This window comes from Enterobacter sp. 01-M-03-SI-ECC, assembly GCF_047530215.1.
Lineage (GTDB): Bacteria > Pseudomonadota > Gammaproteobacteria > Enterobacterales > Enterobacteriaceae > Enterobacter > Enterobacter chengduensis.
In genome coordinates this window covers 221,673-236,127 of the sequence record NZ_JBLKDA010000001.1, presented here as the reverse complement: position 1 = coordinate 236,127, position 14,455 = coordinate 221,673, and the positions used below count along the sequence as shown (strand labels likewise).

Below are 14,455 nucleotides of genomic sequence, written 5' to 3'. Positions count from 1 at the left end.
GTGGTTTACGTTATTCGTGTAGAGAAACAAAACTGACTCCCGGGTCGGCAAACACGACAAAAGTTCCATATTGATGGCCCTGCCATTATTTGATGATTCGTGATTTTCTATGCGTCAAATAACCTGGTTTTTTCACGCTATTTACCGCCATTATCTTATTGACAAGCTGTTAGTCTTGACCGCGTAAAAAACCATCCAGGGGAGAGTCATGGCTATACAGGGCATCGAAGGGGTAATCAGTCAGCTGCAGGCAACGGCGATGACGGCCCGTAATCAGAATGTGGCTGATCAGCCGCCGAGCATCAGCTTTGCAGGGCAGCTGCATGCCGCGCTTGACCGTATCAGCGATACCCAGACCGCCGCGCGCACGCAGGCAGAGAAGTTTACCCTCGGCGAGCCGGGCGTGGCGCTGAATGATGTGATGACCGATTTGCAAAAAGCCTCGGTTTCCCTGCAGATGGGGATCCAGGTGCGTAACAAGCTGGTCTCTGCCTATCAGGAAGTGATGGGGATGCAGGTTTAAGACCTGTCGATCTTCGCTGGCAGCCGCAGCGCTTTAATGCCACAATATTTTTTTCTTCGAATGCAGGAAAGATGATGAAAAAAATAGCAATTGCTGGCGCGCTGCTGGCACTGACCGGGTGCGTTCAGGTCGATAACTATAACGAGGTGATTAAGCATCCTGTCCCGGCGAATCTGGCCGGATACTGGCAGTCGAAAGGGCCGCAGAGCAACCTGGTCAGCCCGAAAGCGATTGCCACGCTGGTGGTGACGGAAGAGGGCGACACGCTGGACTGCCGCCAGTGGCAGCGCGTGATTGCCGTGCCGGGTAAAATCATGCTGCGTTCAGACAGTTATTACAACGTCACGCGCAAGCTGGATATCTACCCGCTGGAGCGCGATGGCGCGACGCTTGAGTACGACGGGCTGGAGCTACAGAAGGTCGATCGCCCAACGGTTGAGTGCGCGGATTACCTGAGCAAGAACCCGCTGGAGAGCAAGCTGCCCTAGCCGTTTGTTGCCGGGTGGCGGCTTCGCCTTACCCGGCCTACAAAAGTGCCTTCTCGTACGCCGGGTAAGCGTCAGCGCCACCCGGCATTGTTTCTACAGCGCATCCTCAATAACCCACACGCTGACGCTTCCCCCATTGCAGGTGAAGGTCCCTTCGCCATCCGCCGCCGTGGTAACCGTTTCCTGACGATTGCCGAGAAAATCCCGCCACGTTTTGTTGCCGTAGTTTTCCCCCAGGCAAATGACCTTCTCACCGTCGTCCCCGTTTGACAGCACCACCACGCACCCGGGATCGTCATCCGTGCCGCTGCGGCTGAAGGCGATGCAGTTAGGATGGTCGAAAAACAGCGTCTGCACGCCGTGGGCAAAGCGCTGGCGGGCGAGGATCAGCTCGTGGAGCTGCTCAATAACCGGCATGTCAATATGATACGTTTCACCGTCGCCTCCCGTATCGTCATAGCTGGCGCCGAAGAGATCCGGATAAAAGACGCTCGGTACGCCATTTTCCCGCAGCAGGATCAGCGCGTAGGCCAGCGGTTTGAACCAGGCTTCGACCGGGGCCTCCAGCGCCTGCAAGGGCTGGGTGTCATGGTTGGCGACGAGCGTTACCGCATGAAACGGATCGGCTTCCACCAGGGTGCCGGTGAAGATTTGGCTCATGTCGTAATCCCGCCCCTGGCGCGACGCCTCGTGGAATTTCATCTGCAGGGGGGCATCAAAGAGCATGGTTTTGCCGTCGACCTGGTCAATGTAGGCCTGAAGCTTATCCACCTCGTGGGACCAGTATTCCGCCACGATAAACAGCGGCTGGTCGGCGACCTCCTGGACGTGCTCAATCCACTCTTTGTAGAACCAGGCGGGAATGTGTTTCACCGCGTCCAGACGAAAACCGTTGCAGCCCGTCTGTTCCATCACCCAGCGGGCCCAGTACTTGATCTCCTCGGTCACGGCGTGGTTGCGAAAATCGATGTTTTCGCCCATCAGATAATCGAAGTTGCCCATCTCATCATCAACCTGATCGTTCCAGCCTTCGCCGGTGTAGTCGTTGACGATTTTAAAGATGCCGTCTTCATCGGGGTTTTCAATATGGTCGACGCCGCTGAAGCATTTGTAATCCCAGATGAACTGGGAATACTGCCCGGCCCGGACGGGGAAGGTGTAGCGGGTCCAGGCTTCACACTCGATGACCTCGTCATCAATTTGCGTGCGGTCCTGCTGATTTACGCGCTGTACGCGAACGGACTCTTTTTCGTCGGCGCCCATTTTGTGGTTGACCACCACGTCCAGCAGCACGGCTATGTCGTTGCTCTTGAGGGCGTCGATGGCCTCCAGCAGCTGCGCTTTATCGCCGTATTTGGTGGCAATACTGCCTTTTTGATCAAACTCGCCGAGATCGAATAGATCGTAAGAATCATAGCCAACAGAATACCCGCCGGACGCGCCTTTGTAGGCAGGCGGCAGCCAGATCATGTTGATGCCGATTTCATTAAGATTGGGGGCTAACGCCGTGACCTCTCGCCACAATTCACCGCCAGCAGGGTAATACCAGTGAAAACATTGTAACAGGGTGGGGTTTTTCATCGTCCGTGCTCCATTTTGAGAACACAGTGAGTATGGGCGAAATGGGGATAAAACGCGGATGAAATCACAAAATAATATTCATCCGCAAAAGATCATATCCACACTAAAGATCTGAGGGAAAGAGAACATTTCCTGATAAACGTCCATAAGTTGAGTTCAGATTATGTTGTCTCGACGTCTGCCCAACCAGTGCTTTCAGCTCTTCCATGCGCTGGTGCAGCAAGGTTTTCAACTCGATTTCATTATCGAGTATTTTTCTCAGAATAGGGCGTATTTGCGCCTGAATATGAGGCGGAATTTCGCTGGCATCCTGGAACATGGTAAGTTTTTCAACTGATGTCAGATAGTCAACCTCGTAAGCGATAAGCTCATCCCAGCGCCCTGCCTGGGTAAGAACAAGCATCGTGTTACTGGTTGTTAATAACTGCTGATAATGTTGGAGCAAGCCGAAATGGACGTCCATTAGTAATTGTCCCACATGTTTTGAGAATGAGGGCCTATCTCTTTCCAGGCATCAGCAATGTTATTGAGTAACTCCACGACTTCATTAATGGCATTAATGTCGTTGTGAAGATTTGCCTGTAAAAGACGCCTGGTCATATAGTCATAAAGACTATCAAGATTTGCCGCCAGGTCGCCACCTACCTCATGGTTTAGACCTGACTGCAAACCGTTGCTGATGATATTGATTGCTTTACTTATGGCCTGCCCTTTACCGGGAATATCACCTTGTTCAATCAAAATCGTGGCTTTCTTCATGGCGCTTAATGCGCCATCAAAAAGAAGCACAACCAGTTGATGTGGGCTGGCACTCAGAACGGCTGATTCAACACCGACCTGAGCGTATGCCTGAATTCCCGATTTTGTATACATTGTAAAACCTCAATTCATCATTTATTAACGGTTCATGGCGTTGAACTGTTGGGTCAGATAACTTCCGGTCTGATCCATCTGTGAAACAAGCTGGCTCAGGCTGGTAAATTGTGTTTTGTAACGTGCCATGGTGGCGGTGATCTGCGCATTTACGCGATCGTATTCGTCAGACAGTTGTTTCAGGGTCTTGTTGATGCCAGCGGTGGCATTCTGAACGGAACCATCAGTTCCGAGCATATCTTTCAGCAGACTGCTGGTCTGGGTGGCAAATCCGGTGGTTTTTCCATCGCCAGACAGGAACGCGACAACGTCAGCCGATTTTTCGTTCAGTGCCTTGTTAAGTTTGGTACTGTCTACCGTCAGTTTACCGGTAGTATCCTGCGTAATCCCAAGCTGCGATAAGGTGGCCAGATCGCCTGAGCCCTGACTGGCCGAAATCATCGAGCGTAGACGGGTCTGAATATTACGTAGCGTTCCGTCGCCCAACAGGTCGCCGTTGCTGCTGTCCTGGTTGGTGCTTCCCTGATCCACCGCCGTATATTTCGTCTGATTGGCAATGGTTGTTTGCAGAGAGTTATACGCATCAACAAAAGCCTGAATGGCATCGGTCATTGGCTGCTTGTCTTTGACAATTGACAATGTCTCCGGGCTGCCTTTATTGGTCTTCGTCAGGTTTAGGGTAACGCCTTCTGGTGCATCAGTGATGGCATTACTGCTACGAACGATCTCGATGCCGTTGATATTCACTTTTGCGTCGGCAGCAGGAACCTGTTCACTCATTACGTTGGTGGCGCTGGATGAGTCGTAGCTGATGTATTTCGCCAGTTGACTATCATCCGTCGTAATGGTCATCTCGTTTGCTGTACCGGTATCACGAGAAGTCAGCGCTAAGTAGTAACTATTGTCATCCGCTTTGATGATGCTGGCGTTTACGCTTCCCTGCTTGGCGTTAATTGCGTCACGCACATCGGCAAGGCTGGTCTTATCACTCGCCAGGGTGATCGTTAACGGATCTTTCTGCCCCGGCTGAGTAATTGTAAGGGTGCGCGTGCTCATGCTGCTGTCGCCGAGTTCGGTATCCTTGCTGCCGACTTTAGGACTTAACAGAGACTGCGCTGCTGCCAGTTGCGTCACTTCAACGGAATAAGATCCCGCTGCTGCACTGCTGGCAAGCGTCGCACTAAACGCCGTGTTAGTGCTGGAAACTTTTGATTGTGCAATAGCAGAGGTATTTTTTAATGCATCTGAAGCAGTCTGTAATTTAGTGAGTGCTGTCTGCACCACTCCCCACGCTGTCAGCTTGGCTTTATATGACGTTTGCTGGGTAGTGATAGGCTTTAGCTTGGTTTGCTCAGCTGTCTGTAAATTGTCATACAACGTATTCAGGTCCAGTGAAGTGCCTGCGCCGAGTGAACTAATACTTGCCATTTTTTCATCCTTTATTGAGACAATCGCTGGATGGTCTATCGGCAGAAACGAGAAAAAGATTAGCGTTATTTAAAAAAAACAATGCGTAAATAAAGAGGGAGAAATTCAGGCAGTTTACAGGTTTAAAAAAATGATTTTTTTCCTAAAGCTTGAGAAAGGGCGGTCGATAACCTCATTGACGGTGAGAAAGCCGTAGGTAGATGCCTAAATCTGACAACTTTTTCAAAGGAATACATCATGGCTGTTATTAATACTAACACCCTGTCTCTGATGACTCAGAACAACCTGAGCAAATCTCAGTCTTCTCTGGGCACCGCGATCGAGCGTCTGTCCTCCGGTCTGCGCATCAACAGCGCGAAGGATGATGCTGCTGGTCAGGCAATCGCTAACCGTTTCACCTCTAACATCAACGGTCTGACCGTTGCTGCACGTAACGCCAACGACGGTATCTCTCTGGCTCAGACGGCAGAAGGTGCATTAGGTGAAATCAACAACAACCTGCAGCGTATCCGTGATCTGACCGTTCAGGCGCAGAACAGCTCTAACTCTGCTTCCGACATCGACTCCATCCAGGCTGAAGTTAACCAGCGTATGGAAGAAGTGAACCGCGTAACCAAGCAGACCGACTTCAACGGTATCAAAGTTCTGGATACCGGCACGGGTTCAAGCACCTACAACTTCCAGGTTGGCTCTAAAGATAACGAAACTATCGGTATCACTCTGAGTTCTAGCGATAGCTTCAACCTGGCTGCTGCTGGCAACACCGGCGCGACGCTGAACACCAAAGCGATGACCTCTGGTGATGTTGTGAACGGTAACCAACGTACGACTGCAGCAGAAGGTTTCGACGTTCTGCACGGTGCGGTAACTGGTGGTACTGGTGGTACAGCCGCAGGTTCTACCCCACTGGCAGACATCGATAAGGCAATCAAATCTGTAGACAACCAGCGCAGCCTGCTGGGTGCGTCTCAGAACCGTTTCGAGTCGACCATCACCAACCTGAACAACACCGTGAACAACCTGTCCGCTGCCCGCAGCCGTATCCAGGATTCCGATTATGCGACCGAAGTGTCCAACATGTCCCGCGCGCAGATCCTGCAGCAGGCTGGCTCTTCCGTACTGGCTCAGGCCAACCAGGTTCCGCAGACCATGCTGTCCCTGCTGCGTTAATCGCCGTTATGACAGACAAAAAGCGCCGCATGTCGGCGCTTTTTTCTTTTAAAATCAAAGTGAAATAAGAAAAGAAAAAAACATCAAAAGATCTAAAGTTTGTAAATGCCCTGTCGATAACCTTTATGAAGGCGATGAAGCCTCTGGCAGCTAGCCGGAACTCATAATCAATTAAAGGATACTTACCATGGCAGTGATTAATACTAACACTCTGTCGCTGATGACTCAGAACAACCTGAGCAAATCTCAGTCTTCTCTGGGCACCGCGATTGAGCGTCTGTCCTCCGGTCTGCGCATCAACAGCGCAAAAGACGACGCTGCTGGTCAGGCGATCGCTAACCGTTTCACCTCTAACATCAACGGTCTGACCGTTGCTGCACGTAACGCCAACGACGGTATCTCTCTGGCGCAGACCGCTGAAGGTGCGCTGAGCGAAATCAACAACAACCTGCAGCGTATCCGTGATCTGACCGTTCAGGCGCAGAACAGCTCTAACTCTGCTTCCGATATCGATTCCATCCAGGCTGAAGTTAACCAGCGTATGGAAGAAGTTAACCGTGTTACCACTCAGACCGACTTCAACGGCATTAAAGTGCTGAACACCGGCACTGGCTCCAGCAGCTACAGCTTCCAGGTAGGTTCTAAGGATCAAGAAACCATCTCTATCAGCCTGAGCAGCTCCAACGCCTACAACCTGTTCAATGCCTCCGGCGCAACCTCTGTGACTTCTGGTCAGACCATCAACGGTAATGCACGTTCTACTGCAGCAGAAGGTTTCGACGTTCTGAGCGGTACCGTGACCTCCGGTGGTACTACTGATGGTAACCCGCTGGCAGACATCGATGCGGCAATCAAATCTGTAGACAATCAGCGCAGCCTGCTGGGTGCGTCTCAGAACCGTTTCGAGTCCACCATCACCAACCTGAACAACACCGTAAACAACCTGTCCGCTGCCCGCAGCCGTATTCAGGACTCCGACTACGCGACCGAAGTGTCCAACATGTCCCGTGCGCAGATCCTGCAGCAGGCTGGCTCTTCCGTACTGGCCCAGGCCAACCAGGTTCCGCAGACCATGCTGTCCCTGCTGCGTTAATTTTGATAACGCCAAAAAGGCATCTTCGGATGCCTTTTTTATTTCCCAATCGCCAGATTTAAGCCCAATTATCCAACCTATTTTTCCTCTTAAACCGTCTTCTATCCCTCACAATATTGCATTACTGAAAATAGAACGGTAGGCGTCCTTGTGGCGGCGTTGGGGATAAAAATGCCTGAAATTCTGATAAGTGTGGACAAACTGGACGCATGGTCTGCTTCCTGCACTGAAGTGCTCGACATAGCTGATGCCCTGCTAAGACGGGAATGGCACGTGATTCTCTGTACCTCGTTTATCGGGAAGCGTCTTCAGCCAGAAGTGGCCAGACTGCAGGCAACTGGAGCCCTGACGATTGTTACAGAGAATGCGGGAGAACTGGCCGCACGCTATGACGTTATATGGGTCGTCAAAGGCTTTTTTAGCGAGAAACTGCTTACAGCGCTACATGAGCAGAAAACGGCGGGATCTTTTATCTTCCGTCATTACAGTGATTACAATGATCTTTATATTCCATGGGGCGCCGAGCTCGAGAATGCTCTGGCAACGCGAGTGCTTGGCCTGTCGGCGTTTACGCAGACCATCCTGCTACAGACGGGGATCCAGGAAGACAAGCTACACCTGATGCCGTGGCTAGTGCCTGACGCTTACTGCGACGTTTACGCTAATCGCGAGGTGCAAGCGTTGCGTCGTATTCTCTATATCGCGGATAAAATGTCCGCTGAAATGTATGAAGTGCAGCAGCGCGCAGCTCAGTCGCAGATACGCATTGAATGGCTCGATTTAAGTGCTCAATCCGGGCGTATTGAACCGGAGTGGCTCGCGGGTTATGACGTTATTATTACGGATGAACAGTATGTTCCTAAAGCGCTTGTTCTCGGCGTACCGGTCTTTTTAGCCCACGGGAACTACGTTGAAGGGTATTTGAGCGATACAAATCTTGCGCACTATGAAGCCAACTATTTCTCTGGGGTGAATTTGCGTTTTTGCCCGGGGGCAGACGAGTGGATTCAACTGCTGACCGACGGTTATGACGATGCCAGTAAATGGGTGCAGAAAAATCATCAGACGTTCGTATCACGCTGGAGCCTTGAACAGAATATTCTCGCTGCGCTAGATTTTCCTGTGTTGCAAAGTCCTTACACGCTTTCTGAAAAAGATCGCTATGCGCTGGCATTCCACAGCAAAGCGCTGCTGCTCCAGCAGAGCGAAAACTACTCTATTACCCGCTGGATAAAGGATCGACATATCACGAACGCGCGTCGTGAGGCTTTGCATGCCTGTGCTGATGCCTTTCCGGACAGCGCCAGACTAGGTGTTGTTATCCTCGCGCAGAATAAAACGACTGAAGAGTGCCAGATTACCCGTGCATCAGCGCTCGCTCAATCACTAGTGCCGATCTCTGTAGAGGTGGCGCATTCTGTTTCCGATATTAATGCGTTACTGGAACACAGCCCAGCTCAGGCGCTGCTGATGCTCCCTGCGGGCTACACCCTGTCAGATGACGCGCTGCTGCGGTTCGCTGAGCACCGAATTCATCATCCGGAGGCAAGTGTCGCCTATTGTGATGAAATGATGGTTGCCGAAAACGATGAACCTATTGTCACCTTGCGCCCCGGCGTTAATATCGATCTCCTGCGCAGCAAGCCTTACATTGGACAGGCTCTACTCATTGATTGCCATGCGGCAAAGGCCGCAGGAGGGCTGGACCCACTCTTTGCTTGTACGCCATTTATCGATTTGCTCTGGCGTCTGGTCGAGCTGCAGGGGACCGGTGTCTTAACGCATGTGCCTGAAGTGCTGCTCTGCAATTCTGAGCCTGCGCAACGCTGGACCGAGCTACCGGGTCTTATGGAGCAGCATCGAAACGGCGTACTGGCACACCTAACGCGACTTGGGATCTCTGCCTCCTATGAGCCGGGAGCCGTCAAAGGTCTACCGCGCCTTCGCTATCACTGGGATGCCCAGCCGATGGTCTCTATTATTATTCCCACGCGCGATCGGTTTGCTTTACTAAAGAACTGTATTGAAAGCCTGATGGAAAAGACCCGCTACGCGCGCTATGAACTGATGATCGTTGATAACCAGTCAGTAGAGAGCGATGCCTGTCAGTTCTTGAACGATCTAGCGAATCTTGGGCTGGAGCAGGTGCGGATATTGCGATATGACGCCCCATTCAATTTTGCTGAAATGGGCAACGCTGCCGCGCAGCAGGCGAGGGGAGACGTGCTCGTTTTCCTTGATAACGATTGTGAAATCATTGATGGTGCTTGGCTGGAAGCGTTACTGGAACATGCATTACGCCCGGAGGTGGGCGTGGTAGGGGCTCGCCTGGAGTTTAAGGATGGCCGGGTCCAGCATGGTGGCTATCTGACTGGCGTTCAAAACGGTGTGGAGGTTGCGTTTGCAGGAGCGGGAGGGGCTGACTCAGGTTTTCAGGACTATCTTTACGTCCCGCATAATGTAACGGCAGTGAGCGGTTCTTGTATGATGCTGCGAAAAGAGGTGTTTTTCGCGCTTAACGGATTTACGCAAGAACGTTATCCCGTCTATTTTGCCGATGTTGATCTAGGAATAAGGCTGCAAAAGCAGGGCTATTTAAACGTCTGGACGCCCTGTTCGCGCGTTCAACATATGGGCGGAGCGACACGCCTCCTGGCCGATAAGTACCATGTTCCCGAACGACCTATGCTGGAACACTACGCACAGTTGCGTAACGAGTGGAAGTCAGAGCTGCTCATAGATCCTTCTTATCATCCACTTATGCAAAAATCCGGCGCGCTTTTCACTCTGAGTGAAAACAGTGCGCGTCTGCATACCCCTTTGCCTGGACGTCCTTTACCCGTTGTGCTTGCGCATCATGTTGACTGGAATGGCTGCGGACATCACCGGGTAATGCAGCCCTTTAAAGCAATGGAGCGTCATCATATGCTGGAGGGGGGGATGATGAACAGCATCCCTTCCGTCATGGAAGCCGCGCAACTTCAGCCAGATGTGATTGTACTTGAGTCACTCACCGGGAGCCGTTTCCCGAACATTATTAAGCAGCTGCGTGAAGTCTGTAATGCTAAAGTTATCATTGAGTACGATGATTTCTTACTTAACGTGCCGTTGAAAAATGGTAATCGTGATAACTATCCGCAACACATGGTGAAGAGCTTTCGCAAAATACTCGAAAGCGCAGACAGAATTGTTGTCTCAACGGCGCCGCTTGCTGAAGCTTATAGCCGTTTCCATCATGATATTCGGATTGCGCAAAACCGCCTTGCTCCCGACCAATGGGGGCATTTGCTGAGTCAACGGGGGGTGGGTAAAAAATTACGCGTTGGTTGGGCGGGGGGAAGTACCCATGCAGGGGATCTGCAAATCCTGCTACCTCTGATTAAGGCGTTGGAGAATGACGTCGAATGGGTCTTTATGGGAATGAAGCCGCGTAATGTCCATTGTGAGTTCCACCCTGGCGTTCCTTTCGAGATGTACCCCGAAAAGCTGGCCAGCCTGAATCTCGATCTGGCACTGGTTCCACTGGAAATCAATCAGTTCAATGAATGTAAGAGTAATTTACGGCTGCTGGAAATTGGTACATGTGGAGTACCGATCGTTGCCACGGATATTGCTCCGTATCGTTGTGGTCTACCGGTGACCTTGGTTGAAAACCGTTATAAAGACTGGATGAAAGCCATTCAGCCTTACCTCAATGACGCGGATTACCGTATCCGCCAGGGGGATGAACTACGGAATGCCGTACAGCGCAACTGGTATCTGCGCGAAAATGGACTCAATGACTGGCAACAAGGTTGGTTGGCACAATGACTATGCATATAGATCTTCATTCTCCCTACCTGATTGCTGCACCGGACTACCGTGAATCGTCGTTGGGCATTCAGGTACTTCATCGCTTATGCCATATGATCAATGAGCGTGGTGGTCGTGCCTGGATGGTTGGTTGTACCGTCAACCCCGAATGGAATGCGCCAGCGCTGACGCAAGAAGCCTATGAACAGGTCATCTCCAGCGGCAGGTCCTGGATTGCTGTTTACCCGGAGGTCACTACGGGAAATCCTTTTTCTGCGCCGGTAACTGTCCGCTACATGCTAAACAGGGAAGGGGTCATCATGCAAAACGCCATTGAGGCCGGTGCTGACGATCTCTTTTTCTGGTATCGCCCTGAGTTTGCAGACAAAGAACCCGATCCGAATATTCTGGGGATTGAATGTTATGACCTCTCACTCTTTCAGGATGATCAGCCAGTTAAAGATAAAGACTTTCTCTACCTGAACAGGATCCCAGAATCTGCGCTTGATTTATCGGGGTTGCCAGAAAACATCACTATTTTGTCGATGCGCAACCCTTTGTCATTACGCGAGCTGGCGATGCTTCTGAAACGTGGGCGCGTGCTTTACACCTATGAGTCGTCAGGAACCTGTCTGCTAGCTATGCTATGTGGCTGCCCGGTCGTATCATTGTCTGTTCCGGGCTATGAGCATTATGCGTTGAACGAGCAATCATTACAGGATATCGGGGGTGCGGGTTTCGGTTACTCCGATTCTCCGGAAGCACTTGATGACATTCGGGCTGGTCTACCGATTGTCCGCGACGTTGTTTTGGCCAAAAGGCGGCTTCTGGAAACCCAGTTTGATCGCTTCCTGTCTCTAACCCAGGCAAAAGCACAGCAGCACGATGACGTTAAGGAGCGCAACTCGTTCAGCCACTGGATTGCTCACCGCACTCTGCCGACGACGGTTACAGCAGAAACCCGTCTGCTGCACGTTATCCTTTGCCTGAATGCGCAGGTGAGCGCTATCGAGGCATCCGTCGCCTCGCTTACCCGTCAGGGTGTGGATTCACGCACGATTCTTCTTGTTGCGCCTGAACCTGGGTATCGCGCTACGACCATGGATATTCGCGCGGTTACGGTAGATAGCTGGGTTAGTGCTGTCAGGCAACTGGCTGAAACTGCGGACTTCGACTGGCTGCATTGCATCGACGCGGGCGTTGAATACACTGCGGCAAGCATTGGGTTGATGCGTAATATGCTCTCGCAGGCCGGGGAATGTCAGGCAATTTATACGGATGAGGCGTTACGCGCTGAGGGTGGTGAAATCACTCCGGTACGTAAACCGGATTTCAATCTCGATCTATTCCTCGCTTCACCTCACCGCTATTTACGACGCGTCTGGTTCCGGCGCGAGAGTTGGCTGGCGGCGGGTAAATTTAACCCTGAATTTAGTCAGGCTTTCGAGTTTGACGCGTTGATCGATTACCTGCTGCAATGGGGAACGGGCTGTATTGGGCATATTACGGATATTATTACCCTGGTGCCTGCCTCCGTATTTGATTTGCCGTCTCCGCTCGAAGAAGCACAGATTCTCCAGCGTTATCTGCAGCATCGTGGATTTTCTCAGGCCCGCGCTGTACAGCAAAAAAATCTGACATGGCGTATTAGCTATCCACAGCCAGAACGTGAAAAAGTCAGCATTCTGCTTGATGCGGGTGACGATCCGGCGCAACTGATCCGCTGTGTTGAGAGTCTCATAAGTAATACCGAGTGGCAGAACAAAGAGATTCTGCTGGCGGTTGCTGAAAATACCAGCGCAGAAATGATTGATCTCATCAAACAGATGCAGGAGGTGTTGCCATTAACGGCGATCGTCTGTGGCGCTGAGCAAAACTACGCCAGTCGCATGAATTTCCTGTCGCAAAATGTGACTGGTGATTTTATTTTACTTCTTGATCTCCATACGCTTTTTGTCTTGAAGAACTGGCTGACGACATTGCTGAGCCATATGATGCGCCCTGAAGTAGGAAGCGCAGGGCCAAAATTTATCACCACCGACCAACGGTTGCTGAGTGCGGGAATGATTGCTGGGGCCAATGGTTGGGTCGGGCATGTAGGTCAAGGGGAACCCTGGCAAACAGAAGGCGAACTGTCACGCTACCAGTGCGAGCAAAACTATTCCATTTTGAGTAGCAACTGCCTGCTGGTCAAGCGCGAAGCATGGCAACGGGTCGGCGGGCTGTCGGTTGAATATGACGACCAGCACGTCATTGATATTATTCTACCTCTAAAGCTGAAACGGGCTGGTTATCTTGCAGTCTGGTCGCCGTTCAGCGTTGTGGTATCGGACAATACACGGCTTCTTGAAACGGTGTGCGTCAGCGAGAACTCCCAGCGCCAGACATTACTCGCCGAGATGCCTGATGTTTTCACTGAAGATCCGGCCTATAACCGCTATCTCAGTCTACAACGTCCCTTGTTCCGCCATGGTTCTCTTACGACCAACGGGTCTGGCAATGCATTCTTGGCGCGCTCGAAGGTTCTGTTGCTTAAAAATGGTGAGGACTGCGAATACTCGAAACGTATCGCCGACTTGCTGCAGAATATGTCGACAGATAACGCGATCTGCCTGATACGTGATTCTTCCGATCTTACCGTGCCAGAAATATTGCGTCTCGAACCGAAAATTGTGGTGCTAACCCATGCCCCTGATAAGGCACTTTCAGCACGTCTTGCGGCCGTGAGCCGGGTTATCCCTTTGCGAATTTATGCGCTGGCGGATTCAGCCGGGCCAGGTAATAACGATCGGGATCAGGTAAGCGTGGTGACGCGGTGGCTTACCTGGTCTGCAGAGCGTGAAGCTCAGTTAAGCAAACGAAAAAGGCCTGTGTCGTGTCTGCCGGTGTTGTTGGGGCGTGAATGGGTGGCTCCGGCGAGGACGACATCGGCCGAACGCAGACGCGTTTTGTGTATACCTGAAGCGTTATCCGTAAAAGAGCAAGAATTCATTAGCCGGGTTATCGCCGCCACGCACGCCAGGGTGGATTGGATCATTTTGGGGGCCTGGCCCGCGGCGTGGCTGCCGATGGTCGCAGAAACGGTTCGCTGGCACGGGGAACGGATGTCACCTGAACAGCTACATCAGCTGCAAGCCGACATAGCAATTATTTTCAGGCTGAACAGCGACCACAACCGTTTTAAAGATGATTATCAGGCGGTTCAGCTCGCAGCCTGTGGGATAGCGATTGTGGCTAGCGATGTTCCTTCATTGCACAACAATCTCCCCTTCCGGCGCCTTAAAGCCGACCCTCAGGTCTGGCAGAACGAAATCGCAAATGCCGACAGCAACGTGGTTAGTCCGCAGGAGATTAGCACCTTCATTTACGAGCGGGAGTCAATCCCTGGGGTGATTCGCGAGCTGTTTATGTAACAAAGGATGCTTTCCGGGGCGTTTTTTTACCCGGAAAGCTAAGCCGTTTGGGTAATTGAGTCCTGAAAGGTGTCTTGTTTTACCGATAGCAACT

General features: G+C 51.6%; 10 protein-coding genes. 6 read left to right on the top strand and 4 right to left on the bottom strand.

Annotation, left to right across the window (positions count from 1 at the left end):
* Nucleotides 1–208 precede the first annotated feature (208 nt).
* Together fliE and yedD are read left to right on the top strand one after the other, a co-directional pair.
* Nucleotides 209–523 carry a flagellar hook-basal body complex protein FliE gene (fliE, locus tag ACMWKK_RS01130; RefSeq protein WP_032641425.1) on the top strand — a complete coding sequence of 105 codons (315 nt, stop codon included), beginning with the start codon at nt 209–211 and terminating at the stop codon, nt 521–523.
* A 74-nt stretch (nt 524–597) separates the two neighbouring features.
* Nucleotides 598–1,011, top strand: a complete 414-nt coding sequence (gene yedD / locus ACMWKK_RS01125; RefSeq protein ID WP_045331636.1) for a lipoprotein YedD — start codon at nt 598–600, stop codon at nt 1,009–1,011.
* Between the two features lie 93 nt (nt 1,012–1,104).
* Here the strand turns inward: yedD and amyA are convergent, their stop codons facing one another.
* From amyA to fliD, 4 genes are all read right to left on the bottom strand, one after another.
* Nucleotides 1,105–2,592 carry an alpha-amylase gene (gene amyA, locus ACMWKK_RS01120; protein ID WP_112781377.1) on the bottom strand — a complete coding sequence of 496 codons (1,488 nt, stop codon included), beginning with the start codon at nt 2,590–2,592 and terminating at the stop codon, nt 1,105–1,107.
* Nucleotides 2,593–2,695: 103 nt separating this feature from the next.
* A complete protein-coding gene (gene fliT, locus ACMWKK_RS01115; protein ID WP_045331632.1) occupies nt 2,696–3,055 on the bottom strand; it encodes a flagella biosynthesis regulatory protein FliT in 360 nt (119 codons plus the stop codon).
* A complete protein-coding gene (gene fliS, locus ACMWKK_RS01110) occupies nt 3,055–3,465 on the bottom strand; it encodes a flagellar export chaperone FliS (RefSeq protein WP_045331630.1) in 411 nt (136 codons plus the stop codon). Before fliS ends, fliT begins: the two co-directional genes overlap by 1 nt.
* 24 nt (nt 3,466–3,489) lie before the next feature.
* Nucleotides 3,490–4,893, bottom strand: coding sequence for a flagellar filament capping protein FliD (gene fliD / locus ACMWKK_RS01105; protein ID WP_112781378.1), 1,404 nt, complete (start codon nt 4,891–4,893; stop codon nt 3,490–3,492).
* 237 nt (nt 4,894–5,130) lie between these two features.
* On the opposite strand from fliD, the gene ACMWKK_RS01100 reads away from it, so the two are divergent.
* The 4 genes from ACMWKK_RS01100 (at nt 5,131) to ACMWKK_RS01085 (ending at nt 14,361) form a co-directional block, all read left to right on the top strand.
* Nucleotides 5,131–6,063 (top strand): flagellin, encoded by a 933-nt coding sequence (locus ACMWKK_RS01100; RefSeq protein WP_047716141.1) that lies wholly within the window; start codon nt 5,131–5,133, stop codon nt 6,061–6,063.
* Between the two features lie 187 nt (nt 6,064–6,250).
* On the top strand, nt 6,251–7,156 hold the full coding sequence (locus ACMWKK_RS01095) for a flagellin (protein ID WP_045326861.1): 906 nt from the start codon (nt 6,251–6,253) through the stop codon (nt 7,154–7,156).
* 171 nt (nt 7,157–7,327) lie between these two features.
* The gene (locus tag ACMWKK_RS01090) at nt 7,328–10,966 is read left to right on the top strand and encodes a glycosyltransferase (protein WP_406542734.1); all 3,639 of its coding nucleotides are present in this window, start codon (nt 7,328–7,330) and stop codon (nt 10,964–10,966) included.
* Nucleotides 10,963–14,361, top strand: a complete 3,399-nt coding sequence (locus ACMWKK_RS01085) for a glycosyltransferase (protein ID WP_112781783.1) — start codon at nt 10,963–10,965, stop codon at nt 14,359–14,361. Before ACMWKK_RS01090 ends, ACMWKK_RS01085 begins: the two co-directional genes overlap by 4 nt.
* The last annotated feature ends 94 nt before the right edge of the window (nt 14,362–14,455 follow it).